A 25,924-nucleotide genomic window follows, 5' to 3' on the forward strand; every position below is an offset into this window, starting at 1 on the left:
GGGTCCGGCCCCGGACTATGACCCTCCCGGGACTCGGCGCGCGAGCCTGAGCGTGAGTGCGATCGCATGAGGCAAGCCTAAGTGATCTGAGCGGCCGCTGCGTCACGCGACCGGGGAGGACGCCCGGAGGGCCCCCGGGCGCGCCCGGACGCCCGGTGTGGCTCAGGACGCCGCGACGGCGCCGCGGCGCGCGGCCTCCTGGCTGATCTGGTGGGCGAGCTCGACGTCGAGCTGCGTCAGACCTCCCTCGGAGTGGGTCGAGAGCGCGAAGTGCACGGTGCGCCACCGGATGTCGATGTCGGGGTGGTGGTCCATCGTCTCCGCCGCCGCTGCCACCTCCTGCACGAGCGCGATGCCCGTGAGGAAGTCCGGCGCCTCCCAGGAGGCCCGGATCGTGTCGCCGTCGCGGGTCCAGGCGGGCAGGTCGCCCAGCTGCCGCTCGATCTCCTCGTCGTCCAGTCGTCGTGTCATGACCCCATTCAACGCTCGTCGGACGCCCGTCGGCACCGTTCCGGGGTGGGGCTGTGGCACCATCGGGGCGCCATGAGCAGTCCAGAGAGCCTCCCAGCAGCGGTCCGCCTCGTCGTCGGGGCGGCCCTCGTCGACGACCTCGACGCGCCGACCCGGCTGCTCTCGGCGCGGCGCACCGAGCCCTCGGCGCTCGCCGGTGGGTGGGAGCTGCCGGGCGGCAAGGTCGACGAGGGCGAGACGCCCGAGGCCGCCCTGCACCGCGAGCTCCTCGAGGAGCTCGGCGTGCGCGTGCGCCTCGGCGACCCGGTGCCGGGCCCCCGACCCGCGGGCACGTGGCCGCTCGGCGACCGCTTCGAGATGCTCGTGTGGCTCGCGCAGGTCGTCGACGGCACACCCGAGCCGCTCGAGGACCACGACGAGCTGCGCTGGCTGCACCGCGACGACCTGCGCGCCGTCCCGTGGCTGCCGGCCGACCTGCCCATCGTCGAGCAGCTCGAGGCCCTGCTCACCTGACGGCGCCAGCCGGCCCCGGGCCGCCGCTGCGCCTCACGGTGGGGAGGCGTCGGGGACAGGTCGGGACACGTGGGGTTACGGTGCTCGCGGGTCGCGGTCGCGGCCCGGTCCGGCCCGCGAGGGCCTTCTCCACGGGAGCGAACCCACCATGTCTGCACCCTCCGTGCTCTTCCTCGGCGGCACCGGCACCATCAGCTCGGCCTGCACGCAGCGGGCCCTCGAGGAGGGCTTCGAGGTCGCCGTGCTCGGGCGGACGGCCGGCACGACGCGGCCGGTGCCCGACGGCTGCGAGCTGCTGACGGCCGACCTCGACGACGCCGACTCCTTCCGGGCGGCCGTCACGGGTCGTGACTTCGACGTCGTCGCCGACTTCCGGGCGTTCGGCCCCGACGACGTCTCCGCCCGGCTCGACGTGCTGCGGGGGCAGATGGGGCAGTACGTCTTCATCAGCTCGGCCTCGGCCTACCAGACCCCGCCGGTCCGCGTGCCCGTCGTCGAGTCGACGCCCCTGCACAACCCCTTCTGGTCCTACTCGCGCGGCAAGATCGCCGCCGAGGACCTCCTGGTGCGCCTGCACCGCGAGGAAGGCCTGGGCATGACGATCGTGCGGCCCTCGCACACCTACGACCACACCTCGGTCCCCTTCGACGGCGGGTGGACCGTCGTGGACCGGATGCGCCGCGGCGCCGAGGTCGTCGTGCACGGCGACGGGACCTCGCTGTGGACCCTGACGCACGCGACGGACTTCGCGCGGGCCTTCGTCGGTCTCCTCGCCCAGCCTGCCGCCATGGGTGCGAGCGTCCACATCACCTCGGACGAGTGGCTCAGCTGGAACCAGGTCTACGAGGTCGTCGCCGCGGCGGCCGGCGTCGAGCCCCGGCTCGTCCACGTCCCGTCCGACGCCGTGGCCCGGGTGGACGCGGACTGGGGCGCCGCCCTGCTCGGCGACAAGGCCCACTCGATGGTCTTCGACAACAGCCTCGTCAAGGCGCTCGTGCCCGGCTGGACGGCGACGGTGCCTTTCGCCCGGGGCGCCCGCGAGATCCTCGACTGGTTCGACGCGGACCCGTCGCGCCAGCAGGTCGACCACCGGATGGATGCCCTCATGGACCAGCTCGTGGCCGCCCACCGCTGACGCACCCCTGGCGGGGCCCGACCCCGGGTGGACAAAGGCACCTCAAAACCCTGCGAGAATGGTGCTCATGCCTTTGAAGACCCGCGCGGACATCCGCAACGTCGCCATCGTCGCCCACGTCGACCACGGCAAGACCACCCTCGTCGACAAGATGCTCTGGCAGTCCGGTGCGTTCGGCGAGCACCAGCACGTCGACGAGCGTGCGATGGACTCCGGCGACCTGGAGCGCGAGAAGGGCATCACGATCCTCGCGAAGAACACCGCGGTGCACTACACCGGCAAGGCCGCCCAGGACCGTGGCCTCACCGAGGGCGTCACCATCAACATCATCGACACCCCCGGCCACGCCGACTTCGGCGGTGAGGTCGAGCGCGGCCTGTCGATGGTCGACGGCGTCGTGCTCCTCGTCGACGCGTCCGAGGGCCCGCTGCCGCAGACCCGCTTCGTGCTGCGCAAGGCGCTCGCCGCCAAGATGCCGGTCATCCTCTGCATCAACAAGGTCGACCGCCCCGACTCGCGCATCGCCGAGGTCGTCGACGAGGCCTACGAGCTCTTCATGGACCTCGACGCCACCGAGGAGCAGATCGACTTCCCGATCGTCTACGCGTCCGCCAAGGCCGGCCGCGCGTCGGTCGAGCGCCCCGACAACGGCGGCCTTCCCGAGGGCGAGGACCTCGAGGCCCTCTTCGAGACGATCCTGTCGACGATCCCCGCGCCGACCTACGACGACGAGGCTCCGCTGCAGGCCCACGTCACCAACCTCGACGCCTCCAACTTCCTCGGCCGCCTCGCCCTGCTCCGTGTCTTCAACGGCACGATCAAGAAGGGCCAGCAGGTCATGTGGTGCCGCCACGACGGCTCGCAGCAGCGTGTGAAGATCACCGAGCTGCTGATGACCGAGGCCCTCGAGCGCAAGCCCGCCGAGGAGGCCCGTCCCGGCGACATCATCGCCGTCGCCGGCATCCCCGACATCACCATCGGCGAGACCCTGGCCGACCCCGAGAACCCGATCCCGCTGCCGCTCATCACGGTCGACGAGCCGGCCATCTCGATGACGATCGGCACGAACACGAGCCCGATGGTCGGCCAGGTGCGCGGCTCGAAGGTCACGGCCCGCATGGTCAAGGACCGCCTCGACAAGGAGCTCATCGGCAACGTGTCGCTGCGCATCCTCAACACCGAGCGCCCCGACGCGTGGGAGGTGCAGGGTCGTGGTGAGCTCGCCCTCGCCATCCTCGTCGAGCAGATGCGCCGCGAGGGCTACGAGCTGACGGTCGGCAAGCCGCAGGTCGTCACGCGCGAGGTCGACGGCAAGGTGCACGAGCCGGTCGAGCGCCTCACGATCGACACCCCCGAGGAGTTCCTCGGCGCCATCACGCAGATCATGGCCGCCCGCAAGGGCCGCATGGAGCAGATGACGAACCACGGCACCGGCTGGATCCGCATGGAGTTCCTCGTGCCGAGCCGTGGCCTCATCGGCTTCCGCACCGAGTTCCTCACCGAGACGCGCGGCACGGGCATCGCCCACCACGTCTTCGAGGACTACGAGCCGTGGTTCGGCGCGATCACGACCCGCACGAGCGGCTCGCTCGTCTCCGACCGCAAGGGCGTCGTCACCTCCTACGCCATGGTCAACCTCCAGGAGCGCGGCACGCTCTTCGTCGACCCGACGACCGAGGTCTACGAGGGCATGATCGTCGGCGAGAACTCGCGCGCCGACGACATGGACGTCAACATCACCAAGGAGAAGAAGCTCACGAACGTGCGCGCCTCCTCCTCGGACAACTTCGAGAAGATCGTGCCGCCGCGCAAGCTCAGCCTCGAGCAGAGCCTCGAGTTCTGCCGCGAGGACGAGTGCGTCGAGGTGACGCCCGAGTCGGTGCGCATCCGCAAGGTCGTCCTCGACGCGGGCGAGCGGGCCCGCACGGCCTCCCGCGCGCGCTCGGCCGCGAAGGCCGAAGGCTGACCGAGGCGTGCACCGAGCGCTGCGCACCCGCCTGCGGGGGCTCCGCAGGTCGGTGATGGCCGGGATCGGCGCCGCCGTGCTCGCGGGCGGCGCCGCGGCCTGCACGTCCTCCGGCACCGACGCGCCGGCCGGCCCCGACGCCCTCGGCGCGGGCCGGGCCGGCGCGTCGACCGCTCCACCCGCCGGCGCGCCCGGGGTGGGCGGCACCCTCCAGGTGCTCGTCGCGGGCCCGGTCGCCACGTGGGACCCGCAGCTGATGTACGTCGGCCCCGAGGCGTTCTTCGCCCAGCGCACCTTCGCGCGGGGGCTCACGGCATACGGCACCGGGGCCCACCAGCGCGACCTGCTGGGCGACCTCGCCACCGACACGGGGACGTCGCGCGACGGGGGCCGCACCTGGCGCTTCACGCTGCGCGCCGGCCCGACGTGGCAGGACGGCTCGCCCGTCACGTGCGCCGACGTGCGGCACGGCGTGGCGCGCACCTTCGACCGGCGCACCCACGTCGGCGGCACGAACTACGCGAGCTTCCTGCTCGACGTGCCCACCCGCGTGACGCCGGAGGGGCTCGAGAAGCCGGTGTACGCCGGGCCGTCCGACACCGCCCACGAGGGGGACCTCGAGCGCGCCGTCGCCTGCGACGGGCGCACCATCACCTTCCACCTGCGCGAGCCCGAGCCCGACTTCGCCCAGATCGTGGCGCTGCCGGAGTTCGCGCCGCGCAAGGCCTCGAGCGACACCCCCTCCGACGCGGCGTCGTATGCCGTCATGTCGAGCGGGCCCTACCGCCTCGCGGCGCCGTGGGACCCCGAACGCGGCGGAACCTTCGTGCGCAACGAGCGCTGGGACCCGCGCAGCGACCCGATCCGGCACGCCTACCCGGACGCGATCCGGGTGACCTCCGGCCTCGAGGAGCAGGGCGTCATCCAGCGCCTGCTCAACCAGCAGGACGACGACACGTATGCCGTCTCGTGGGTGCAGGCGAGCCCGACCCTGCGCAACCAGGCCGGCACCGACCTGCAGGCCCGGCTCACCTTCCCCTACACCGGCAACGTCGACTACCTCGCGCTCAACCAGCGCAGCCCGGTGCTGTCGAAGCCGGCGGTGCGCCAGGCGCTCGCGCTGTCGACGAACCGCGCGACCTACCTCGCGGCGACCGGTGGCGACGGCGCCGGCACGGCGACGTGGTCGGTGCTCTCTCCCGCCGTCGACCCGCGCGCCGTCACGCCGCCCAGCGGCGCCGACGTCGAGGGCGACCCGGAGGGGGCACGTGCCGTGCTCCGTCGGGCCGGCGTGACGCTCCCGGTGCCGTTGCGCGTCGTCTACGCGCGCTCGGTGCTCACCGACAAGGCGTATGCCGCCCTCGCCGCCGGGTGGGAGCGCGCCGGCTTCGCGGTCACGCTGACCGGCGTGCCGCCGGAGGAGTACTACGAGACCATCGAGAAGCCCGGTGCGGTCGACGACTACGACGTGTTCCGCGGCGCGTGGACCCCCGACTGGCCGTCGGCCGGGGGCGTGCTGCCGGCCCTCTTCGACGCCCGCATCAACCTCGACTCCTCGGGTCCTGGCCAGGACGTCGGCTACTTCGGCAACCGCGCCGTCGAGACGCTCGTCGACCGCGCGGACGCCACCACCGACCCCGCGCAGCGGGCGACGGTCTGGCGCCAGGCCGACCGGACGATCCGCGAGCAGGGCGGCTACATCGCGCTGTCGGCGACCAAGGCCCTGCACCTGCACGGCGCCGGGGTGCGCGGCTACGAGGACCACGCGGTCGGTGGCATCGTCGACCTCGCCACCGTGGCCGTGCGCTGAGGCGCCCGCCCCCTGACCGCCGCGCGCACCCCCACCCGCAGCCCGATCGAGAGGATCCCCGTGGCCCGACTGCTCTTCGTGCACGCCCACCCCGACGACGAGACCCTGACGTGCGGCGTGACGATGGCCCACCACGTCGCGCGGGGCGACGAGGTGCACGTGCTCACCTGCACGCTCGGCGAGGAGGGCGAGGTCATCCCGCCCGGCCTCGCGCACCTCGAGGGCGACCCGCACGACCGGCTGGGGCCGCACCGCCACGGTGAGCTGCTGCTGGCGACGGAGCGCCTCGGCGCCGTGTCGCACGTGCTCGGCACGGACCCGGCCTCCGGGCGCCTGTCGCGCTACCGCGACTCCGGCATGGTCGGCTCGCCGGCCGCGGCGCGCCCCGAGGCGTTCGCCGGGGCCGACCTCGACGAGGCGGCGGGGCTCGTGGCCGACGTCGTGCGTGACGTGCGGCCCGACGTCGTCGTGACCTACGAGGAGCACGGTGGCTACGGGCACCCGGACCACGTGCAGGCGCACCGGGTGACGCGGCGCGCGATGGAGCTGCTGGGGGACGCCGACCTGCCCCGGCACGCCTACGAGATCGTGACCCCGCTCGGCTGGGCCCGCGAGGACCGCGCGTGGCTGCAGTCGGTCGATCCCGACCTGCTCGACACCCGCGCCTGGTGGGCGGAGCAGGAGTTGGGGATCTCCGGCGTGCCTGACGGGCCCGGCGGGCCCGACGGGCGCGAAGCGCCGGCGGCCCCCGTGCTGGTCGTGCCGGCACCCGGCGACGCGTTCGCGCCCTCGGTCGTCGACGACGACCTCGTCACGCACGTCGTCCACGACGCGACGGCCCGCACGGCGCAGAACGCAGCGCTGCGCGCGCACGCGACCCAGGTGGTCGTCGCGAACGAGGACGTGCACGCCCTCTCGAACCTCATCGCCGTGCGCACCACGGCCCGCGAGGGCTTCCGGCAGGTCGACCCGCGCACCTGGCGGCCCACCGGCCGACGCGGCACCGACCTGCTCGCCTGACGCCACCTCCGCGGTCGGGGCGGGAGCCCTCGGCGTTGCGGCGCCGGTCGGGCGGTGGCGGGGGCTACCGTCGTGCCGACCTCACACGCCACCCCGCGCACGGAGCAGCCTTGGCCGACGACTGGCAGCACGACGCCCGCCGCGAGCGACGCTCGACGGCGCTGCGCCTGCTGGCCTCGGTCGTCGTGCTCGGTGGGGCGTATGCCGGCCTGTGCGCCTGGTCGTCGCAGCACCTGCCCGCCACCGTGTCGGTCGGCGGCATCGCCGTCGGCGGCATGACGACGGAGTCGGCGCACGCCGCGGTCGTGCGCGGGTCGAAGCCCCTGCTCGACGGCCCGATCACGCTGCACGTGCCGGGCCGTGACGACCCCCTCGAGGTGGTGCCCCGAGAGGCCGGGCTGCGCGTCGACGTCGACCGGTCGCTCGAGGGGCTCACCGGCTTCACGCTCGACCCGAGGACGGTCTGGGAGCGGCTCGTCGGCGAGGTGGACGCCCCGCTGCTCACGAGCGCCGACGACGACGCCCTGACCCGCTACGTCGAACGGCTGGCGCCGCGCACCGAGGTGGCGCCGGCGGAGGGGCGGATCAGCTTCCCGGGCGGAGCCATGTCGGTCGACCTGCCCGAGCGCGGGCACGTGCTCGACGTCGTCGGCACGAAGTTCGCCCTGCGCAAGGCGTTCCCCGACGCGGTCGAGGCGACCGCCGTGGTGCGTGAGGTCGAGCCCCGGGTGAGCGGCGACACCGTCCAGCGGGTGGCCTCCGCCTTCGGCAGCACGGCGGTCTCGAGGCCGCTCGTCCTCGTCGCCGGGCGCAGCCGGGTGCTGCTCGACCCCGTCGAGTACGCGCCGCTCGTCAGTGTCGTCCCGGACGGCTCCGGCGGCCTCGTGCCGCACTTCGACGGCCCGAAGCTCGCGGCGCTCGTGGCGAGCAAGGTGACCGTGGTGACCCGGCCCGCCCGGAGCGCGCGGTGGGTGCTCGACGCCCACGGCCGGCCGCCCACGCTCGTGCCGTCGGTCGACGGGCTCGCGCTCGACGAGGCCGACCTCGCCGAGCGGGTCACCCGGGCCATCTCCGGCGCGGACCGCACCGTCCTCGTGCGCGCCGGCGCCGCACGCCCGCCCTTCACGACCGACGACGCCCGACGCGCCGGGGTGACGACGCTCGTCGCCGACGTCCGCCTGCCCCTGGCAGCAGGGGGCGCCGGGCGCACGACCGACGTGCTGCTGGCAGCACGGCGGGTCAACGGCACGTTCGTCAGGCCCGGCGGCACCTTCAGCCTCAACGCCGTGCTCGGCGAGCCGGGGGAGGTGGGCGACGACCCCGACGGCGCCGTGGTCGTCGACGGCCGGCCGGTGGCCGGCACCCGCGGCGGTGTCACCCAGGTCTCGACGGTCGTGCACGACCTCGCCTGGCTCGCCGGGGTCCCGATCCTCGAGCGCACGCCGCCCGCCCACCACGACCGGCACCGCCCGGTGGGGCGTGACGCCGCCCTCGCGTGGCCCTCCCTCGACAACCGCTGGCGCAACGACACCCCCTTCGGGATGCTCGTGCAGACGTGGGTCGAGGGTGGCGTGCTCCACGGTCGCATCTGGGGCACGAAGACGTGGGACGTGCGATCGGTGACCGGCCCCCGCACGGCGGTGGTGACCCCGCGGACGACGCGGGGCGCCGGCGCCGGCTGCACGCCGCGGTCCGCGAGGCCGGGCTTCGACGTCACGGTGACCCGGCAGTGGTTCCGCCCCGGCACGGGCACGGGCGCGGGCGCGCCGGTGCGCAGCGAGTCGGTGTCGACGCACTACCTGCCGCTCGCCGGCGTCGTGTGCACCGGCTCCCGGGCCTCCGCGCACTGAGCCCGCACTGAGCCCGCACTGGGCCCGCACTGGGCTCGCGCTGAGGCCGAGCAGCGGGGGAGCGGTCAGCCGGCCGGGCGGGCCAGGTAGGTGTACTCGTGGTGGACCGTGAAGCCCAGGTCGCGCCAGAACGCCACGCCGTCCTCGTTGTCGCCCGAGACCTGCAGGTAGATCGCCGGCATGTTGTTCTCGCGCGCCACCATCGCGACCGCCGAGACGATCGTCGAGGCGAGTCCCGCGCGCCGGTGGTCGGGGTGCACCCAGAGGCCGAAGACCCCGGCCCAGCCCGGGTGGATGGCCATCCGGGCCACGGCGACGATCCGTCGCGTGCCGGGGTCGCGCACCGAGAGGAACAGCTGGCCCTCGCTGCCGGTCAGCACCGCCTCGGTCACGCCGGGCACCACGGAGCGCTGCTCGTTGTAGGCCATCAGCCAGTCCATCGTTAGCTCCGCGTCGGCCGTGACCGGCACCGACTCCTCGGTGAGCGGCGGCACCGCCGCCGACAGGCCGGTCATGACGAGCACCCGCCGCCAGCTGTCGAAGTCGCCACCGACGACGTAGCCACGCTCGAGCAGGGCCGCGGGGAGGGGCTGGTCCTCGACCACGAACCCCTGCTCGCCGTGCACCTGGAAGATCGGGGGACGCTCGTGGTCGGCGTACCACTTCTCGGCGTAGTCGATGGCCTTGTCGAGCGGCAGGCTCGGGTCGCCCACGGCGAGAACCGAGTTCGCGCGCCCGGTGAATCCGGAGGCCGCGCGCAGCACCCAGTCGCCGAGCCCGGCCCGGTCGACGGCCTGCCAGCCCTTCGCCATGAGCAGCTCGAGGTCGTCGGCCGAGATGCGCTCGTGCGCGCGACCCGGGCGGCTCGCGGGCGGCGGCACGTCCTTGGCCGCCAGCACGTCGGCCCGGATGAGCTTCACCCGCTCGGTCTTCGTGTCGACGACGACGAAGTCGTCGTTGCGGGCGACGAGCTCGCCGAGGAAGTCGGTGGCCCGCGACTCGCTGCCCTCCGCGAGCCGGTAGCGCACGACGACGCGGCTGCCGACGGTGAGGGCGGCCGTCAGCCGGTGGCCCGCCGAGCCCGTGCCACCCGTCGCAGAGTCGGTCTCGGGTGTCGTGTCGGGGACGGTCTCATCCGTGGGGCCGTGCGTGGGCTCGCCGTTCATGTCCGGCATACTAGGCGGTGCAGCACCAGCTCCCGAACGCTCCCGAACGCGCCACCGCAGGAGGTCCGCTCCCCATGACCTACGTCATCGCCCAGCCTTGCGTCGACCTGAAGGACCGGGCGTGCATCGAGGAGTGTCCGGTCGACTGCATCTACGAGGGCAAGCGCTCGCTCTACATCCACCCCGACGAGTGCGTCGACTGCGGTGCGTGCGAGCCGGTCTGCCCCGTCGAGGCCATCTACTACGAGGACGACGTCCCCGAGCAGTGGGCGGACTACTACAACGCGAACGTCGAGTTCTTCAACGACCTCGGCAGCCCCGGCGGCGCGGCCAAGCTCGGCATGATCGAGAAGGACCACCCGCTCATCGAGGCGCTGCCGCCCCAGGAACACGACGAGTGACCCCGCTCGACCTTCCGGACTTCCCCTGGGACTCGCTCGCGCCCTTCAAGGCGCGAGCGGTCGCGCATCCGGACGGCATCGTCGACCTCTCGGTCGGCACGCCGGTCGACCCCACGCCCGAGATCGTGCAGCGGGCGCTCGCCGACGCCGCCGACGCGCACGGCTACCCGCTGACGGTGGGGACGCCCGACGTGCGCGCCGCGATCTGCGAGTGGTTCGAGCGCCGCCGCGGCGTGCCGGGGCTCGGCCCCGACGCCGTGCTGCCCACCATCGGGAGCAAGGAGCTCGTCGCTTGGCTGCCCACGCTGCTCGGCCTGCGAGCCGGTGACGTCGTCGGCGTGCCGGCCGTCGCCTACCCGACCTACGACATCGGGGCGCGGATCGCCGGAGCGTCGAGCGTCGTCGCCCAGTCGTTGACGAGCCTGGGCCCGCTCACGCGGGCGACGACGCCGAAGCTGTTGTGGCTCAACAGTCCCGGCAATCCCAACGGTCAGGTGCTGGGGGCGGCGCACCTGCGCAAGGTCGTCGAGTGGGCCCGCGAGCACGGCGTCGTCGTCGCGAGCGACGAGTGCTACGCCGAGCTCGACTGGCGGGAGGGCCAGATCGGCACGGCGACGCCCAGCATCCTGCACCCCGACGTCTGCGGCGGCTCCCACGACGGTCTACTGGCCGTCTACTCGCTCTCCAAGCAGTCGAACCTCGCCGGCTACCGGGCGGCCTTCGTGGCCGGCGACCCCGCCCTCGTGGGCGCGATCCTCGAGGTGCGCAAGCACGCGGGCATGATCATGCCCACACCGGTGCAGCACGCCATGGCGGTGGCCCTGCGCGACGACACGCACGTCGAGAGGCAACGGGCGGCATACGCCCGCAGGCGTGAGCTGCTCATCGCGGCCGTCACCCGCGCGGGTCTGCGCGTCGACCACTCCGAGGCGGGTCTCTACCTGTGGGCGACCCGCGAAGAGGACTGTTGGACAACGGTTTCCGAGCTCGCCGAGCGCGGCATCCTCGTCGCGCCGGGCTCGTTCTACGGCGTCGCGGGGGAGCGGCACGTTCGCATCGCGCTCACCGCGACCGACGAGCGCATCGCCGCCGCCTGCGCCCGGCTCTGAGCGCGCCGGGCCTCCCGCCCGGTCGCCCGCGACGCCCCGACGGGGCGCTGCGGGGCGCCCGTGACGGGTGGACCTGTGTTCTCGCACCGCCCGACGCTGGGGTAACGTCGCTCGCGGATACGTCCGGCGCCGTTGGGCCGGAGTTACAGGAGGCGAGGAACAGTGACGAAGGCAGTGGACGCGACACTCAAGGTCGCAGACCAGGAACTCACGTTCCCTGGCGTCAAGGCCGTGGACGGCAACGACGGGCTCGGGGTGGGGTCCCTGCTGAAGGAGACCGGCCTCGTCACCTACGACGTCGGTTTCGTCAACACGGCGTCGTGCAAGAGCGCGATCACCTACATCGACGGTGACGAGGGCATCCTTCGCTACCGCGGCTATCCGATCTCCGAGCTGGCCGAGAAGTCGACCTTCGTCGAGGTCGCCTACCTGCTCATCTACGGTGAGCTGCCCACGCCCGAGGAGCTGACCCGCTTCGAGGACAACCTCCGCCGGCACACGATGCTGCACGAGGACCTCCGCGCCTTCTTCAACGGCTTCCCGCGCGACGCGCACCCGATGCCGGTGCTCAGCTCGGCGGTCTCGGCGCTCGGCACGTTCTACCAGGACAGCCTCGACCCCTTCGACCAGGAGCAGGTCGAGATCTCGACCGTCCGCCTCCTCGCCAAGCTGCCGACCATCGCGGCCATGGCGCACAAGAAGAGCGTCGGCCAGCCGTACATGTACCCGGACAACTCGCTGTCGTTCGTCGAGAACTTCCTGCGGATGACCTTCGGCTACCCGGTCGAGCCCTACGAGGTCGACCCGACCGTCGCTAAGGCCCTCGACCTGCTCTTCATCCTGCACGCCGACCACGAGCAGAACTGCTCCACCTCGACGGTGCGCCTCGTGGGCTCGGCCCACGCGAACCTCTTCAACTCGGTCTCGGCCGGCATCCACGCCCTGTCGGGCCCGCTCCACGGCGGCGCCAACCAGGCCGTGCTCGAGATGCTCGGCCAGCTCCACGAGTCGGGCGACGACCCGAAGAAGTTCATGGAGAAGGTGAAGAACAAGGAGGACGGCGTCCGCCTCATGGGCTTCGGCCACCGGGTCTACAAGAACTACGACCCGCGCGCCGCGATCATCAAGAAGGCCGCCGACGACATCCTCGAGAAGCTCGGCCAGAACGACCCGCTGCTCGAGATCGCCAAGGGCCTCGAGGAGATCGCCCTCGCGGACGACTACTTCGTCGAGCGCAAGCTCTACCCGAACGTCGACTTCTACACCGGCCTCATCTACAAGGCCATGGGCTTCGAGTCGAAGATGTTCACCGTCCTCTTCGCCATCGGCCGCCTGCCGGGCTGGATCGCCCAGTGGCGCGAGATGATGACCGACCCCGAGACGAAGATCGGCCGCCCGCGCCAGATCTACACCGGCTCGCCCGAGCGCAGCTACCCGGCCTGACCCGCCGGGGGCCGCACGGCTCCCACGGTCCGACCGCAGACGCGAACGGCCCGTCCCGCACCAGCGGGGCGGGCCGTTCGCACGTGCGTCAGCGCAGCGTGATCGTCACGGTCGTGCTCGCGGCCCCCGTGGACCAGCCGTCATCGCCGGACGCGCGGTTCCAGGCCCGCTCACCGATCGCCACCGTGGTCGCCCCGGTGGACTGGGCGCGCGCGACGGCCCAGTGCGCGACGGCCCAGGCCGTCGTCGCGTTGCGCGACGTGACGGTGAGGAAGCCGTCGCCGGGCCGCGCCGTGGTGACGCCCATCTGCTCCTTGAGGTCGGCGGCGACCTCCTGCGGCGTCTCGCGCGACGTCACGGCGTCGAGCCGGCAGGTGAGCCCGGCGGGCGAGTGCCCCGTCAGCGTGGAGGCGAGCACCCGGCCCTGGCCCTCGTGGTCGCGGTAGGCCTCGGGGAAGCCGCTCTTCTGCACGCGCTGGGCGATCGTCGTGATGTCGGCCTTCTCGTAGCCCTTGAACTTCACGAGGGCGTCGTAGAAGGCGTTCGTCGCGTGGACCGGGTCGAGGATCTGCGACTCGGTGCCCCACCCCTGGCTGGGCCGCTGCTGGAAGAGGCCGAGGGAGTCGCGGTCGCCGTAGCGCAGGTTGCGGATCTTCGACTCCTGGAAGGCCGTCGTCAGGGCGATCGTGGCCGCCCGCGGCGGCATCTTGCGCTTGATCGACAGGGCGGAGATGAGCGCGGCGTTGCCGGTCTGCTCGGGGTCGAAGCTCTCGGTCATGCCGCCGGCCGTGATGGTGCAGCGCGGGTTGACGACGCTCGAGACGAAGAGGCGCCCGCCGAACCAGAGCGCGGCCCCGAGGCCGACGGCGAAGACGAGCAGCACCGCCGTGCGTCGGCGCCGGCGGGCCGCCGACGCGCGGGTGCGGCGCGGTCGTGAGTTCGGCATGGGGTCCTCGGGGTCGGCTGGTCGGGGGGACCGGTCAGTCGTCGGCTGGTCGTGTCGTCAGTCGTCGGTCGTCAGTCGTTCGCGTGGAGCGCGGCGTTGAGCGCGATGCCGGTGCCCGCACGGTCGCGGGCCTCGACGGCGCCGCTCACGCTGTTGCGGATGAAGAGGATGTTGCTCGAGCCCGACAGCTGCTTGGCCTTGACGACCGAGCCGTCGGGAAGCGTCACCTTCGTGCCCGCCGTGACGTAGAGGCCGGCCTCGACCACGCAGTCGTCGCCGAGCGCGATGCCGATGCCGCCGTTGGCCCCGACCAGACAACGCTCGCCGATGCTGACCCGTTCCGAGCCGCCACCGGAGAGGGTGCCCATGATCGAGGCGCCGGCACCGATGTCCGAGCCGTCACCGACGACGACGCCCTGGACGATGCGGCCCTCGACCATCGAGGTGCCGAGCGTGCCCGCGTTGAAATTGCAGAAGCCCTCGTGCATGACGGTCGTGCCGGGGGAGAGGTGTGCGCCGAGCCGCACGCGGTCGGCATCCGCGATGCGCACGCCGGGCGGCACGACGAAGTCGGTCATCCGCGGGAACTTGTCGACGCCGTAGACGGCGACGTGCTGCCCCCCGGCGCGCAGCCGCAGCCGGGTCCGCTCGAACCCGTCGACGGCGCACGCCCCGGCGCTCGTCCACACGACGTTGGGCAGGGCGCCGAAGACACCGTCGAGGTTGACGGTGTTCGGCTGCACGAGGCAGTGCGAGAGCAGGTGGAGGCGCAGGTAGGCGTCGGGGGCGTCGGCCGGCGCGGCGTCGAGGTCGATCTCGACGAGGCGCACCTCGGTGCGCACGCCGCGGGCCGGGTCGGTGCCCTCGAGCGCGACGAGGTCGTCGGGGGCGGCGGCGTCGGCGGGCCGGTCACCGAGCGCCGGCTCCGGGAACCACGTGTCGAGCACCTGCCCGTCGTCCGTGATCGTCGTCAGTCCGTGACCCCATGCGTTGCGCTCCGACATGGCCGCAAGGATATGGGGACGAGTCGGCGGCGTGAAACGCCGTGCCGCGGAGCGGGCGGGTCGGCCGCGTGTCGTCCGGGCCGGTTAGCCTTCCGCGTATGCCGTCGACCCAGCCGCCCGCAGCACCCGCCGTCGCCCTCGACCTGTCGTCCGACGTCACGACGCTGACGGCTGCGATCTGCGACATCGAGTCCGTCAGCCAGGACGAGGCGCCCCTCGCCGACGCCATCGAGGCGGCCCTGCGTCCGCTCACGCACCTCGAGGTCGTCCGCGACGGGAACACGGTGGTCGCGCGCACGTCCCTCGGCCGTGACGAGCGGGTCGTCCTCGCCGGCCACATCGACACCGTGCCGCTCACCGGCGTGCCGAACCTGCCGACGCGCCAGGCCGACGGCGTGCTCTGGGGGCGCGGCACCGTCGACATGAAGGGCGGCGTGGCTGTCATGCTGCGGGTCGCCGCCGAGGTGTCCGAGCCCGACCGCGACCTCACCTTCCTCTTCTACGAGTGCGAGGAGATCGACGGCCGCTTCAACGGCCTCGCCCGCCTCGCCGAGACCTCGCCCGAGCTGCTCGCGGCCGACTTCGCCGTGCTCCTCGAACCCACCGACGGCGCCATCGAGGGCGGCTGCAAAGGCACCCTGCGCGTCGACGTCGTCACGACCGGGGTGGCCGCCCACTCCGCGCGCCCGTGGAAGGGCCACAACGCCATCCACGACGCCGGGGCCGTGCTCGGGCGCCTCACCGCCTACGAGGCCGAGACGATCACCGTCGACGGGCTCGACTACCACGAGGCGCTGCAGGCCGTCGGCATCAGCGGCGGGATCGCCGGCAACGTCATCCCCGACCGGTGCACCGTGACGGTCAACTACCGCTACGCCCCCGACAAGGACACCGAGGCGGCCTTCGCGCACGTGCGCCAGGTCTTCGACGGCTTCGACGTGACGCTCGCCGACGCCGCCGACGGCGCGCGCCCGGGCCTGCACCTGCCGGCCGCGCAGGCCTTCGTCGAGGCGCTGGGGGTGCCGGTCAACGCCAAGGAGGGCTGGACCGACGTCGCCCGCTTTACGGCGCTCGGCGTCCCCGCGGTCAACTTCGGCCCCGGCGACCCCAACCTCGCGCACATGGACGACGAGGCGTGCCCGGTGGAGCAGTACGTCGCCGCCGAGGCCGCCCTGCTGCGCTGGCTGGGCTGACGCCGCCGCATAGGGTGGCGCTGTGACCCACGACGAGCCCGCGACCCACGACGAGCCCGCGCGGCCGACCCAGGGGGGCCGGCGCGACGACCGGCGCCAGACCGGCCCGGTGACCCTGCGCCGCGGCAAGGTGCCGCCGACGACGACCGACCAGCGGCTGCTCGAGGGGCAGCAGCCGAGCGACTGGCTGCACGCCGACCCGTGGCGGGTCATGCGCATCCAGTCGGAGTTCGTCGAGGGCTTCGGCACGCTCGCCGAGCTCGGGCCCGCTGCCGCCGTCTTCGGGTCGGCGCGCATGCGACCCGACGACCCGGCATACGCGATGGGCGTGGAGGTCGGGCGCCTGCTCGCCGAGGCGGGCTACGCCGTCATCACCGGCGGTGGCCCGGGGGCGATGGAGGCCGCGAACCGCGGTGCGTTCGAGGCGCGCGGCACGTCGGTCGGCCTCGGCATCGAGCTGCCCTTCGAGACGGGCCTCAACGAGTACGTCGACCTCGGCATCAACTTCCGCTACTTCTTCGCGCGCAAGGTGATGTTCCTCAAGTACTCCCACGGCTTCATCGTCCTGCCCGGCGGCTTCGGCACGCTCGACGAGCTCTTCGAGGCGGTGACGCTCGCCCAGACCCAGAAGGTCACCGAGTTCCCCGTCGTGCTGATGGGCGTCGACTACTGGAGCGGCCTCATCGACTGGCTGCGCGACACCGTGCACGCCAACGGCATGATCGACCACACCGACATCGACCGGCTCGTGCTCACCGACGACCCGCACGAGGCCGTCCGCATCATCCGCACCTACGAGGAGCCGCGCGCGTGAAGTGGTTCATCCTCTTCGTCGGCGTCGTCGTGCTGTGCGGCGTCGTCGCGCTCGTGCTCGGCCTCGCCGGCGGCGGGCTGGGCCGCTCCGGGACCGCCCTGAGCCACGAGCCGCTGCCCGACGAGCCGCTCGCCGACGCCGACTTCGACGACCTCGTCTTCGACGTCTCGGTGCGCGGCTACCGGATGAGCCAGGTGGACGGCGTCGTCGACCGGCTGCGGCGTGAGCTGCGCGAGAAGGACGAGCAGATCGCCGTGCTGCGCGGCGACCCCGCTGCGGCAGCCGAGGCGGGGGACGTGCCCGAGGTGCTCGAGGTGGCCGAGGCCCCTGCGCAGGCGGAGACGCCCACCGTGCAGTCCGATCCGGCGACCGGCCCCGAACGCCTGGCATGACGTCCGTGATCGCCCCCGGCCGGCGCGGCGTGTTCGTCGGCTGGGTCCTCGCCGTCTACGCCCTCGCGCGCGTCGTCACGACGACGATCCTGCTGCTCGTGATGAGCCGCCAGGTGCCGTCGGGCATGACCGGCGGCGACGACGTGCCGGTGACCTACTTCCCGTTCACGGCGCTGTGGGACGGGCAGTGGTACCAGACCATCGCGCTGCACGGCTACCCCTCGCAGCTGCCGGTGGGGGAGACGGGCGCGGTGTCGCAGAACCCGTGGGCGTTCTACCCGCTCTTCCCGATGCTGGCCCGGGCGGGCATGAGCGTGACCGGGCTCGACTTCCCGACCGTCGGCTCGACGATCGCCCTGCTCTGCGGGGCCGGCGCCGCCGTGCTCATGGGGCTGCTGCTGCGCGACCGACTCGGCGAGCCGGCGGCCTACGTCGTCGTCGCGCTGTGGGCGAGCTTCCCGGCGTCGGTGACGCTGCAGCTGGCCTACACCGAGTCGCTCGCGATGCTGCTCCTCGTCGCCTACCTCTACGCGGTCGCCCGGGAGCGCTGGCTCGTGGCCACCGCGGTCGCGCTGCTCGTCGGCCTGTCGCGCCCCATCGCGGTGCCGCTCGGCATCGTCACGCTCGTCGTCGTGGCGCTGCGGTGGCGCGCGCGCCGGGAGCGGCCGATCCCCCCGAGCACGTATGCCGCGATGCTCGCCGCGCTCGTCGGCTGCGGCGTCGCGGGGCTGCTGTGGCCGGCGGTCGCCTGGTGGCGCACCGGCGTCAGCTCGGCCTACACCGACACGATGGCCTCCTGGCGCGGTTCAGGCACGGTCGAGCCCTTCACGCCCTGGGTGGGGATGTCGGAGTACGTCTTCGGCCCGACGTGGGGGCCGGTGCTGCTCGTCGTCGTGCCGCTCGGTCTCGTGGCGATGGTGGCCGGACCGTGGGCGCGCGGGCTGGGCGCCGACCTGCGCGCGTGGTCGCTCGCCTATCCCGCCTACCTCGCGGCGGTGCTCGACCCGTTCACGAGCATCTTCCGCTACCTCGTGCCGCTCTTCCCGCTGCTGGGCGTCGTGGTGGGCGCGGGCTGGGCCGACCGGCGGGGCAACGGCTGGCCCCGCCTGCTCGTGCGGGCCGTGCCGCTGCTCGTGCTCTTCGTCGTCGGCCAGTACTGGTGGATCGACGAGCTCTGGCGCTTCGTCCCCCCGAGCGACTACCCACCCTGATCCACGCTCGCACCCACCGACCCCGCCGTCGAGCCCGCGGCCGCCTCCGTGTGCAGGGTGATGACCGGTCGTGGAGTCACCGTGACGGGCGCCCGGGTGCCGGAACGACGAGCCGCCTCGTGGGCCCGCTCGATCCGCCGCAGCTGCCCCTCCGGGTCACGAGCGATGGCCTCCGGCGTCACCCCCACGACGACGACGCGCACCGCTGACAGGTCGGAGCCCGCCACCACCGTGGCGTCCCAGTCGAGCGCCCCCGCGTGGAACTGGCGGGACTGGACGAGCACGGCCATGCCGACGTCGTCGAACCATGCGTCCGGCGACGTCAGCGACTCGCCGGCGGGCCCGGTCACGAGGGGGTTCGGCCAGGCCGGGGGCAGGGTCGCGGAGCGGGCGACGAGGGCGAGCAGGTCGGACTCCGGCACCGACCACGCGCCTGCGGCGGCCTCGGCGAGCAGCCGCCGCAGCCGCACCGACCCGCGCCTGTTGCGGGCGTCGACCCACAGCTCGAGGTCGTCGAGCCGCACGAGACGGCGTTGCACGGCCTCCAGCACGAGTGCCCGGGCATCCCGCTCGCTCGGCATGCCGGCCGCCGCGTCGACGACGGACCGTGCGAGGCACCCGAGTCGCAGTGGCCCTCGCTCCACGAGCGGTTCGCCCGTGAGCGACGTGGAGCGGACGTCGACCCAGGCGACCCGCCGCGGGCGCTGCGAGTCGGGCACCAGCATGGTGAACGGCAGGTCGAGGCGGCAGGCGCGCAGGCCGTGGAGGTGTACCGCCGTCCGGCCGGCGAACCATGCCTGCTCCCCGGCGAAGAGCTGCGCGGCGACGAGGCGCTGGTGGTCGGACGGCGGTCCCGTCTGCAGGGCGTAGACGGCGGGGAGTAGCAACCTCCACTCACGGCCGACCCGCCAGCGGAGCGCCTCAGGGGTGAGCCCGGCGGCCAGCAGCTGGGCGCGGCTCACCACGCCTGCCTGGGTCCTGGCCACGGTGAGCACGGTCTGCGGGAGCTGCACACGCTGAGCCTCGCGCACGCCGGGGACACCGGTCTCGACGTCCTCGCCACCTGTGGACGACCCGGTGAGCACGGGAAGGGGTGTGGACAACCGCCGCTGGAGGCCGCCTGGATCGAGCGACGCATGAACGGATCGATGAACCTGCACCACGCGGGGTGATCACCCCAGCTGGCGCAGGTTCATCCGCAGGTCGATCCGTCGGTCCGTTCCGCCGTGTGCGTCTGCGGCACCGGTGTGGGTGCCGGGGGCGTGGGGCGTGGGGTCAGGCGCCGGTGTAGGTGGGGTCCTGCTTGGCGAGGAAGGCGTCGACGGCGGCGCGGTGGTCGCTGCTGCCGCCCGTGAGCGCCATCAGCTCGGCCTCGTGCGCGAGCGACTCGGCCAGCCCGGCCCCGGCCGAGAACGCGACGGCGCGGCGGATCGAGCCGTAGGCCAGCGTCGGCCCGGCCGCGAGCCTCCCGGCGAGCTCACGCACGGCCTCCTCGAGCTGCTCGGCCGGCACGACCTGCGTCACGAGCCCGAGCGCCAGCGCCTCCTCGGCTGGCACGGTGCGCGGCAGGAGGAGCAGCTCCTTGGCGCGGGCCGGGCCAACGAGCCGGGGGAGCGTCCACGAGGCGCCCGAGTCACAGGAGAGCGCGATGCCGGCGAACGACGTGTTGAGACCGGCCCGGTCCGAGGCGACCCGGAAGTCGCAGGCGAGGGCGAAGCTCAGCCCCGCGCCCGCGGCCACCCCGTTGAGCGCCGCGACGACCGGCTTGTTCATCGTCGAGAGCAGGGTGACGATCGGGTTGTAGTGGTCGGTGACGGTCGTCGCGAGGGTCGAGTCCGGGTCGCCGAGGCTCCGCACGTGCTCCTTGAGGTCCTGCCCGACGCAGAAGGCGCGCCCCGAGCCGGTCAGCACGACGCAGCGCACCGCCGGGTCATCGGCCACCTCCCGCAGGGCCGCGACGAGGGCGTCCTTGAGGGCCTCGTCGAGGCTGTTCATGGCCTCGGGACGGTTGAGCGTCAGCCGGGCGACGCCGTCCTCGACCTCGACGAGCAGGGGCGGGGCGGCGGGGGAGACGGGGCTCTGGCTCATGGGCGTCACTCTCTCCCAATCGGCCGACCGGTGGAAGCCCGCCGCCCCGACGGGGGCCCCGACGTGCCCTCTGTCACATCCCCAATTAGGTCTCGCAAACGAGACACGGAATAATGGGGCCAAAGACCGAGGATTCCTAGGGAAGGGGAACCATGGCAGCAATGAAGCCGAGGACCGGCGACGGACCGCTCGAGGTCGTCAAGGAGGGTCGCGGCATCGTGCTGCGGATGCCCCTGGAGGGGGGCGGTCGACTCGTGGTCGAGATGACCCCCGACGAGGCTGCGGCCCTGCGTGACGCGATCCAGGGCTGCGACGGCGTCAACTGACCCCTGCTTCCTGATCCGCCACGACGGCCCCCGACCGCACGGTCGGGGGCCGTCGTGCGTCAGGTGCGGGCGCCGAGCCCGTATGCCGGGTGGCGACCACCCGGCATACCCGCTCTGACGGGCGCGGGCGGGCCCGCACTGGCGTGTGCGGGCTCGGGCGGGTCCTCAGCGCTTGACGGCGACGAGGAGGCCCTCGCCCACGGGCAGGAGCGAGACGGTGAACTGGTCGTGGTCGCGGATGGTGCGCCCGACCTCGCGCAGCGTGCGGGTCTCGGCGTCGCGGTTGGCGGGGTCGGACTCCTTGTCCGACCACGTCATGACGAGGGTGCCGCCCGGGCGCAGCAGACGGGTCGCCTGCGTGAGGTACTGCGGGTACTCCTGCTTGTCGGCGTCGACGACGACGAGGTCGTAGGCGCCGTCGGTCATGCGCGGCAGCACCTCGAGGGCGCGACCGGCGATGACGCGGGTGCGCTGGTGGGCGATGCCCGCCGAGGCGAAGGCGTCGCGGGCGGCGCGCTGGTGCTCGGTCTCGAGGTCGATCGTGGTGAGGATGCCGTCGGCGGACATGCCGCCGAGCAGCCAGAGGCCCGAGGCGCCCGCGCCGGTGCCGACCTCCATGACGGCCTTGGCTCCGGAGGCGGCCGCGAGCATCTGGAGCACGGCGCCCACACCGTTGCCGACGGGCTGCGCGCCGAGCTCCTCGCCGCGGCGGCCGGCCTCCTCGACCGGCTCGCTCGGGGTGACGAACTCCTCCGCGTGCGACCAGGCGGCGACCTTCTGCGTGCTCATGGTCGTCACCCTACTGCGATCGGGCGACCGCCCTGAGCGCGGCCAGCATGCGGAGCGGGTACGGGACGGGCATGGACGACGACGCAGCGACCACCGAGGGCACGACCGGCGTGGACGGCGCGGGCGCCGACGCACCGACCGCCGACGCACCGACCGCCGAGCACCGCCGCCCGTCCGGCGTCGACGACGCCACGGTCGAGGCGCTCGGCAAGCTCTCCGAGGCGCTCGAGGTCGTCGAGGACGCGCGCGGCCACCTCTACGGCTTCCACCGCCTCTCCGGGATGGCCGACCTGACCCTCGGCGAGGCGGTCGACCTCTTCCGCGACGCGGGGCACGACAAGCTCGCCGACCGGCTCGAGACCGAGCTCGTCGGGCGCAACGTCGTGCAGGGGCGGTGGACGTTTCAGATCGTCGAGGAGTACGACGACGACTACTACGCGACCTTCAAGCGCCTCGAGGGCGGCGCTCGTGACGACCTCGTCGGCGGCCGCCGGCACCTCTTCGAGGCCGAGATGAAGGAGGACCGCCGCAGCCACGGCCGGCGCCACCACGAGGCCGTGCCGCACGACGGCGGCGAGCAGGACCCTGCCACCGACTCCTGAGCCACCCACAGCCCATCCACAGGTTCCCGCTGGCGGCCCGACAGCCCCATCCGGGAGCATGGAGGGGAACGAATCGAGAAGCATCGGCGTTCAAGCCGATGAACCGTACCCGTGAAAGGCCCGTGTCCTCGTGACGACCAGCGTGACGCCCAACCTTCCCACCTCGGTGGAGCAGGCCGACTCGGCGTGGACCCCTCCCACGTGGGAGGAGATCGTCGAGCAGCACTCGGCGCGCGTCTACCGGCTCGCCTACCGCCTCACGGGCAACCCGCACGACGCCGAGGACCTGACGCACGACGTCTTCGTGCGCGTCTTCCGCTCGCTCCACTCCTACCAGCCCGGCACGTTCGAGGGCTGGCTGCACCGCATCACGACGAACGTCTTCCTCGACAAGATGCGGCGCAAGCAGCGGATCCGCTTCGACTCCCTCCCGGAGGACGCCGCAGGTCGCCTGCCGAGCTTCGAGAAGGGCCCGGAGCAGACCTACCACGACGCGCGCTTCGACGACGACGTGCAGCGGGCGCTCGACGCACTGGCGCCGGAGTTCCGCGCCGCCGTCGTGCTCTGCGACATCGAGGGCCTCTCCTACGAGGAGATCAGCACCACGCTGGGCGTCAAGCTCGGCACCGTGCGCTCCCGCATCCACCGCGGCCGCGCCCAGCTGCGCGAGGCGCTCGCCCACCGGGCCCCGGAGGCCGCGGCGGCCGCCACGGCCGCGCCGGCCCAAGGCCGCGCCGCTCGCGCCGGACTGCGCCTGCCGGGTCGTCGGGTCGCCGCCGGGACACGGTGATGGGCCCGGTGATGTCGTGACGCCACACCTCAAGGGACACGTCCGTGCGTACGTCGACCGGGCCCTACCCCCGGCGCTGCTGCACGTCTACGACCGGCACCTCGTGTGCTGCACCGTCTGCCGGGCGGCCGCCGACCAGGAGCGCCGCATCGTCGCCGCCCTGCGCGCCGACACCGGCGTCCCGATGAGCCTGCGCACCTCGCTGATGGGTCTCGCCGCCCACCCCGTGGAGGGCTCGACCCTCGCGAACGCCCAGCCCGGTGCGCGCGAGGCCGGCGTCCCCCGGGTGCCCTCCCCGCCGCTCGGCTTCCGTATGCCGTCCGCCCCCTCCTACGAGCCGGTGCCCACCGTGGCCCCGACCGCCCCCGCGCTGCACCGTTCGCCGATGCGCGCCGCCGTCGTCGCCTCGATCGCCGCGGGCGCCTCCGTCGCGGCGGCCTGGGGGCTCGCCGTCTCGCCCGTGCCCGGCGCACGCGTGCCCTCGACGGCCCGGGTGCCGGCGGCCAGCTTCGGTGCGAACGCCGTCGGTGCCGTCAGTGCCGTCAACTTCGGCGGCTCCGTGCTCCCGGGCAACCGGGTGGCCCCGGCCCTGCGCGAGTCGCAGCGGTCGCGCACCGTCGGTCTCGGCGGCCTGCCGTACTGGGCCGTGATCACCCGTTCGGCGGCGATCGCCTCGAATGCGGCCGCCCCGGTGCGCCTCACGGCCCTGCGTTCGGCACAATCAGGTCCATGACCGACGAGTCGAGGACGCCGGAGCCCGAGCAGAGCCACGCCCCCGACGCCGTCACGCCCCCCGAGGCGGGCGGCGCGCTGCCGGGTGGGGGCGTGCCCCCGGAGCAGACCGGCATCATCGACCTCGACGACACGCGCGCCATCCCGGCCGGGGCGACCCGGCCGATCGGGAGCGCCGCCCCGGCCGAGCCCCCCGCACCCGCTGCCTCCCCTGCCGCTGCTGCCTCCGCCGACTCCGCGGCGTCGGCCGCCGCGCGCCGGTCCGACGAGGAGCGCGACGAGGCCTGGTTCGACGTCTTCGGCGGCGAGCACCCCGTCGACGGTGCGGGCGTCCCGGCGCGGGCCGACGCCGCCTGGGGCAGCGACCGCGCGGACGCGCTCGCCGAGCAGGCGCACCGGGCCACCTACGCCCCGCCCGTCGACCCCGCCCTCGCGGCGCCGGCCGCCGCCCACGCCGCGCCCTCGGGGACCGCGGGCGCCAACGCGACGGCCGTGCCGGCATACGCGAACGCCGTGCCCGGCGACCTCGAGGGGCTCCCGGGCGACGGCGCCGACGGCCCACCCGGCGGCGTGCCGCTGCGCGACGAGCCGGCCGGACGCCGGCGCCGGCGCGGACCGCTCGTGCTCGCCGTCGTCGGGCTCTGCCTCCTCTCGGGCGTCATCGGTGGAGTGGCCGGGCAGCTCGCCGAGGACCGCATCAACACCGGCGTCTCGACGCTTCCCCCGCCCGGGCCCGGGTCCACGCAGCGCCCGGCGGGCTCGGTCGCGAGCATCGCGGCGAACGCGCTGCCGAGCGTCGTCACCATCAAGGTCGACGCCGGCAGCGAGGGCTCGGCCACCGGGTCCGGCTTCGTCGTCGACGGCAAGGGGCACGTGCTGACGAACAACCACGTCGTCGCCCCCGGTGTCAGCGGCGACATCGAGGTCGTGCTGAGCAACGGCGACACCGAGAAGGCGACCATCGTCGGACGCGACGAGAGCTACGACCTCGCGGTGCTCAAGATCGCCCGGACCGACCTCACGCCGCTGCAGCTCGGCCCCTCCGACAAGGTCGTCGTCGGCGACCAGGTCATCGCGGTGGGTGCGCCGCTCGGTCTCGACCAGACCGTGACGACCGGGATCGTCAGCGCCCTCAACCGTCCGGTGTCACCGGGCGAGCCGGGGGAGGCGTCCTACATCAACGCGATCCAGACCGACGCCGCGATCAACCCCGGCAACTCCGGCGGTCCGCTGCTCGACATGGCGGGCAAGGTCATCGGCGTCAACAGCGCCATCGCCCGGGTGCCGGGCACGAGCGGCTCGACGGGCGGCAGCATCGGCCTCGGCTTCGCCATCCCGAGCGACCAGGCCCGGCGCACCGCCGACCAGCTCATCGCCACCGGCAAGGCGAGCCACCCCGTCATCGGGGTCGGCCTCGACCGCACGTTCAGCGGCGAGGGCGCGCGCGTCGTCGACAAGCCGGATGCCGTGACCGCGGGCGGCCCCGCCGCCAAGGCCGGCGTCAAGCCGGGCGACGTCATCGTCGGCTTCGAGGGCAAGCGCATCCGCACGGCCGACCAGCTCATCGTCTCGATCCGCGCGCGGGCGATCGGCGACACCGTGACGCTCACGGTCGAGCGCGGCGGGCAGGACGTGGACCTGAAGATGACCCTCGAGGCCGATCCGCCCAAGTAGCACTCGGGACGTCACCGTAGGATGGCGCCGCCGATACGCGTGGAAGGGCAGGGACAGTGTTCGACATCAACGGGTGGGAGCTGCTCCTGCTCGGTCTGCTCGCGATCGTCATCCTCGGACCGGAGCGACTGCCCGACTACGCCGCGAAGTTCGGCCGGTTCGTCCGGCAGGCGCGGACGATGGCCGACCGGGCCCGCCAGCAGCTCAAGGACGAGATGGGTCCGGAGTTCTCCGACGTCGACTGGTCGGCCTACGACCCGCGCCAGTACGACCCGCGCAAGATCGTGCGCGACGCGCTCGCCGCGCCGGCGGACGAGGACGACGACGACGCCGTGCGTCCGGACGAGGACAAGCCGGTGAGCCTGCCGCGGCAGCACGACCCGGCGCTGCCGACGCCGTGGGACACCGACGCCACCTGAGCCGCGGCTCAAGAAACCTCTGACCCAGAGGCATCACTGTCGGCGGCTGGGGTTATCGTC

Annotated in this window: 26 protein-coding genes; 19 read left to right on the top strand and 7 right to left on the bottom strand. The window is 73.4% G+C overall.

Going from position 1 to position 25,924, the window contains the following annotated elements:
* Positions 1-162: 162 nt before the first annotated feature.
* Positions 163-471: a 4a-hydroxytetrahydrobiopterin dehydratase gene (locus ABD979_RS10510; protein ID WP_345507412.1), complete on the bottom strand. Its 309-nt coding sequence runs from the start codon at positions 469-471 to the stop codon at positions 163-165.
* 72 nt (positions 472-543) lie between these two features.
* Between ABD979_RS10510 and ABD979_RS10515 the strand changes: the two genes are divergently transcribed.
* From ABD979_RS10515 to ABD979_RS10540, 6 genes are all read left to right on the top strand, one after another.
* A complete protein-coding gene (locus ABD979_RS10515; protein WP_345507413.1) occupies positions 544-984 on the top strand; it encodes a (deoxy)nucleoside triphosphate pyrophosphohydrolase in 441 nt (146 codons plus the stop codon).
* Between the two features lie 148 nt (positions 985-1,132).
* Positions 1,133-2,119: an NAD-dependent epimerase/dehydratase family protein gene (locus tag ABD979_RS10520; RefSeq protein WP_345507414.1), complete on the top strand. Its 987-nt coding sequence runs from the start codon at positions 1,133-1,135 to the stop codon at positions 2,117-2,119.
* 67 nt (positions 2,120-2,186) lie between these two features.
* Complete coding sequence (gene typA / locus ABD979_RS10525; RefSeq protein ID WP_345507415.1) at positions 2,187-4,085, top strand: translational GTPase TypA; 1,899 nt, start codon at positions 2,187-2,189, stop codon at positions 4,083-4,085.
* Between the two features lie 7 nt (positions 4,086-4,092).
* Positions 4,093-5,895, top strand: a complete 1,803-nt coding sequence (locus ABD979_RS10530; RefSeq protein WP_345507416.1) for an ABC transporter substrate-binding protein — start codon at positions 4,093-4,095, stop codon at positions 5,893-5,895.
* Between the two features lie 60 nt (positions 5,896-5,955).
* On the top strand, positions 5,956-6,915 hold the full coding sequence (locus ABD979_RS10535) for a PIG-L family deacetylase (protein ID WP_345507417.1): 960 nt from the start codon (positions 5,956-5,958) through the stop codon (positions 6,913-6,915).
* 110 nt (positions 6,916-7,025) lie between these two features.
* Positions 7,026-8,765 carry a VanW family protein gene (locus tag ABD979_RS10540; RefSeq protein WP_345507418.1) on the top strand — a complete coding sequence of 580 codons (1,740 nt, stop codon included), beginning with the start codon at positions 7,026-7,028 and terminating at the stop codon, positions 8,763-8,765.
* 65 nt (positions 8,766-8,830) lie between these two features.
* Here ABD979_RS10540 and ABD979_RS10545 read toward each other — a convergent pair whose 3' ends face one another.
* Positions 8,831-9,931, bottom strand: coding sequence for a GNAT family N-acetyltransferase (locus tag ABD979_RS10545; protein WP_345507419.1), 1,101 nt, complete (start codon positions 9,929-9,931; stop codon positions 8,831-8,833).
* Between the two features lie 74 nt (positions 9,932-10,005).
* Here ABD979_RS10545 and fdxA point away from each other — a divergent pair, with 74 nt between their 5' ends.
* The 3 genes from fdxA (at position 10,006) to ABD979_RS10560 (ending at position 12,884) form a co-directional block, all read left to right on the top strand.
* Positions 10,006-10,332 (top strand): ferredoxin, encoded by a 327-nt coding sequence (gene fdxA / locus ABD979_RS10550; protein WP_345507420.1) that lies wholly within the window; start codon positions 10,006-10,008, stop codon positions 10,330-10,332.
* A complete protein-coding gene (dapC, locus tag ABD979_RS10555; RefSeq protein WP_345507421.1) occupies positions 10,329-11,441 on the top strand; it encodes a succinyldiaminopimelate transaminase in 1,113 nt (370 codons plus the stop codon). The genes fdxA and dapC overlap by 4 nt, the downstream gene beginning before the upstream one ends.
* 162 nt (positions 11,442-11,603) lie before the next feature.
* Positions 11,604-12,884 carry a citrate synthase gene (locus ABD979_RS10560; RefSeq protein ID WP_345507422.1) on the top strand — a complete coding sequence of 427 codons (1,281 nt, stop codon included), beginning with the start codon at positions 11,604-11,606 and terminating at the stop codon, positions 12,882-12,884.
* Between the two features lie 88 nt (positions 12,885-12,972).
* Here ABD979_RS10560 and ABD979_RS10565 read toward each other — a convergent pair whose 3' ends face one another.
* Entirely contained in the window at positions 12,973-13,830 is an 858-nt protein-coding gene (locus tag ABD979_RS10565) for a hypothetical protein (RefSeq protein ID WP_345507423.1), read from the bottom strand.
* A 71-nt stretch (positions 13,831-13,901) separates the two neighbouring features.
* The gene (gene dapD / locus ABD979_RS10570; RefSeq protein ID WP_345507424.1) at positions 13,902-14,834 is read right to left on the bottom strand and encodes a 2,3,4,5-tetrahydropyridine-2,6-dicarboxylate N-succinyltransferase; all 933 of its coding nucleotides are present in this window, start codon (positions 14,832-14,834) and stop codon (positions 13,902-13,904) included.
* A gap of 98 nt (positions 14,835-14,932) precedes the next feature.
* On the opposite strand from dapD, the gene dapE reads away from it, so the two are divergent.
* The 4 genes from dapE (at position 14,933) to ABD979_RS10590 (ending at position 18,444) form a co-directional block, all read left to right on the top strand.
* Entirely contained in the window at positions 14,933-16,027 is a 1,095-nt protein-coding gene (gene dapE / locus ABD979_RS10575; RefSeq protein WP_345507425.1) for a succinyl-diaminopimelate desuccinylase, read from the top strand.
* A gap of 109 nt (positions 16,028-16,136) precedes the next feature.
* On the top strand, positions 16,137-16,841 hold the full coding sequence (locus ABD979_RS10580; protein ID WP_345507612.1) for an LOG family protein: 705 nt from the start codon (positions 16,137-16,139) through the stop codon (positions 16,839-16,841).
* A complete protein-coding gene (locus tag ABD979_RS10585; protein WP_345507426.1) occupies positions 16,838-17,233 on the top strand; it encodes a cell division protein DivIVA in 396 nt (131 codons plus the stop codon). The genes ABD979_RS10580 and ABD979_RS10585 overlap by 4 nt, the downstream gene beginning before the upstream one ends.
* The gene (locus ABD979_RS10590) at positions 17,230-18,444 is read left to right on the top strand and encodes a hypothetical protein (RefSeq protein ID WP_345507427.1); all 1,215 of its coding nucleotides are present in this window, start codon (positions 17,230-17,232) and stop codon (positions 18,442-18,444) included. The genes ABD979_RS10585 and ABD979_RS10590 overlap by 4 nt, the downstream gene beginning before the upstream one ends.
* Here ABD979_RS10590 and ABD979_RS10595 read toward each other — a convergent pair.
* Both ABD979_RS10595 and ABD979_RS10600 read right to left on the bottom strand, forming a co-directional pair.
* A complete protein-coding gene (locus ABD979_RS10595; RefSeq protein WP_345507428.1) occupies positions 18,432-19,457 on the bottom strand; it encodes a hypothetical protein in 1,026 nt (341 codons plus the stop codon). The two genes, ABD979_RS10590 and ABD979_RS10595, sit on opposite strands and share 13 nt — an antisense overlap.
* Positions 19,458-19,719: 262 nt before the next feature.
* Positions 19,720-20,532 (bottom strand): enoyl-CoA hydratase/isomerase family protein, encoded by an 813-nt coding sequence (locus tag ABD979_RS10600; RefSeq protein WP_345507429.1) that lies wholly within the window; start codon positions 20,530-20,532, stop codon positions 19,720-19,722.
* A gap of 152 nt (positions 20,533-20,684) precedes the next feature.
* Here ABD979_RS10600 and ABD979_RS10605 point away from each other — a divergent pair, with 152 nt between their 5' ends.
* The gene (locus tag ABD979_RS10605; protein WP_013493416.1) at positions 20,685-20,858 is read left to right on the top strand and encodes a DUF3117 domain-containing protein; all 174 of its coding nucleotides are present in this window, start codon (positions 20,685-20,687) and stop codon (positions 20,856-20,858) included.
* 165 nt (positions 20,859-21,023) lie between these two features.
* Here the strand turns inward: ABD979_RS10605 and ABD979_RS10610 are convergent, their stop codons facing one another.
* Positions 21,024-21,647 carry an O-methyltransferase gene (locus ABD979_RS10610; RefSeq protein ID WP_345507430.1) on the bottom strand — a complete coding sequence of 208 codons (624 nt, stop codon included), beginning with the start codon at positions 21,645-21,647 and terminating at the stop codon, positions 21,024-21,026.
* 71 nt (positions 21,648-21,718) lie between these two features.
* Here ABD979_RS10610 and ABD979_RS10615 point away from each other — a divergent pair, with 71 nt between their 5' ends.
* The 5 genes from ABD979_RS10615 (at position 21,719) to ABD979_RS10635 (ending at position 25,864) form a co-directional block, all read left to right on the top strand.
* A complete protein-coding gene (locus ABD979_RS10615; protein ID WP_345507431.1) occupies positions 21,719-22,249 on the top strand; it encodes a hypothetical protein in 531 nt (176 codons plus the stop codon).
* A 130-nt stretch (positions 22,250-22,379) separates the two neighbouring features.
* Positions 22,380-23,039 carry an RNA polymerase sigma factor SigE gene (gene sigE, locus ABD979_RS10620; RefSeq protein WP_425583960.1) on the top strand — a complete coding sequence of 220 codons (660 nt, stop codon included), beginning with the start codon at positions 22,380-22,382 and terminating at the stop codon, positions 23,037-23,039.
* A 16-nt stretch (positions 23,040-23,055) separates the two neighbouring features.
* On the top strand, positions 23,056-23,772 hold the full coding sequence (locus ABD979_RS10625) for an anti-sigma factor (protein ID WP_345507432.1): 717 nt from the start codon (positions 23,056-23,058) through the stop codon (positions 23,770-23,772).
* Positions 23,769-25,445: a S1C family serine protease gene (locus tag ABD979_RS10630; RefSeq protein ID WP_345507433.1), complete on the top strand. Its 1,677-nt coding sequence runs from the start codon at positions 23,769-23,771 to the stop codon at positions 25,443-25,445. Before ABD979_RS10625 ends, ABD979_RS10630 begins: the two co-directional genes overlap by 4 nt.
* A gap of 56 nt (positions 25,446-25,501) precedes the next feature.
* Entirely contained in the window at positions 25,502-25,864 is a 363-nt protein-coding gene (locus tag ABD979_RS10635) for a twin-arginine translocase TatA/TatE family subunit (RefSeq protein WP_345507434.1), read from the top strand.
* Positions 25,865-25,924: the final 60 nt, after the last annotated feature.

The organism is Terrabacter aeriphilus (genome assembly GCF_039542985.1).
In the GTDB taxonomy this organism is placed as follows: domain Bacteria; phylum Actinomycetota; class Actinomycetes; order Actinomycetales; family Dermatophilaceae; genus Terrabacter; species Terrabacter aeriphilus.